This is a genomic window from Polynucleobacter sp. 39-46-10, from assembly GCF_002282275.1.
This window is the reverse complement of record NZ_NCJB01000489.1, coordinates 1-1323: the sequence shown is the minus strand read 5'-3', so window position 1 is coordinate 1323 and position 1323 is coordinate 1. Positions and strand designations below refer to the sequence as shown.

The following is a 1323-nucleotide window of genomic DNA, read 5'->3' as shown; positions in this document are numbered from 1 at the left end:
TGGCTGCCATAAATTCAGCAGGGTAGTAAGCCTTAAGCCAGGCAGTTTGATATGCCAAGAGTGCATAAGCGGCAGCATGCGATTTATTAAATCCATAGCCCGCAAAGCGCTCCATCAAGTCATAAATCTCATTGGCCTTGCCTTCAGTAATACCGCCGGCTTTTGCACCATCACTAAAGATCTTGCGATGCTGCGCCATCTCTTCAGGCTTCTTCTTGCCCATCGCACGACGCAACATATCTGCGCCACCCAATGAGTAGCCACCAATCATCTGGGCCATCTGCATCACCTGCTCTTGATAGACCATGATGCCGTAGGTTTCTTGTAGAACGGGCTCAATACGTGGATCCGGATACTCTACTTTCTGACGCCCATGCTTACGTTCAATAAAGTCCGGAATCAAATCCATTGGACCTGGGCGATAGAGTGCTACAAGCGCAATAATGTCTTCAAAGCGGTCAGGCTTGGCTTCACGAAGCATGCCTTGCATGCCGCGACTTTCTAGCTGGAAGACGGCGACTGTATTGGCATTCTTTAAAACTTCAAAGGCCTTTTCATCATCAAGTGGAATTTCACCAATATTCCAATCTTTACGATCAGCATGCAGCGTCTTAATCCACTTCTCAGCAGCGGCCAAAATAGTCAACGTCGTTAAACCCAAGAAGTCGAACTTCACTAGACCGATAGCTTCTACATCATCCTTATCAAACTGACTAATAACGGAGCCGCTCTCTTGATCTTTAGAGTCTTTTGCCTCTTGGGTATAAAGCGGGCAAAAATCGGTTAAACGACCGGGGGCAATCAATACGCCACCCGCATGCATACCGACGTTGCGGGTCATGCCTTCAAGCTGCTGTGCAAGAGATAAAAGCTGGCGCACCTCATCTTCATTCTTTTCGCGCTCGCCTAATTGCTTCTCTTCCTTCTTGGCCATTTCGATAGTCATGTACTGACCTGGCTTATTCGGGATCAACTTAGCAATACCATCAACGAAGTTATAACCTTGCTCCAGCACGCGACCCACATCACGAATCGCCGCTCTGGCAGCCATCGTTCCAAAGGTCGCAATTTGACTGACCGCATCTTTGCCGTACTTATCTTTTACGTACTGAATAACGCGATCGCGCCCATGCTGGCAGAAATCAATATCGAAGTCGGGCATCGATACCCGCTCAGGATTTAAGAAGCGCTCAAAGAGGAGGTTGTAACGCAGTGGATCAAGATCCGTAATACCGAGCGAGTAAGCAACCAAAGAGCCGGCACCAGATCCGCGACCCGGACCTACTGGAACGCCATTATTTTTTGCCCAATTGATGAAGTCAG

At 48.5% G+C, this 1323-nt stretch carries 1 protein-coding gene; it reads right to left on the bottom strand.

The window, feature by feature from the left end:
• Positions 1 to 1323, bottom strand: a 1323-nt coding sequence (gene dnaE / locus B7X71_RS17050) for a DNA polymerase III subunit alpha (protein ID WP_293601618.1), incomplete at both ends; no start/stop codon positions are given.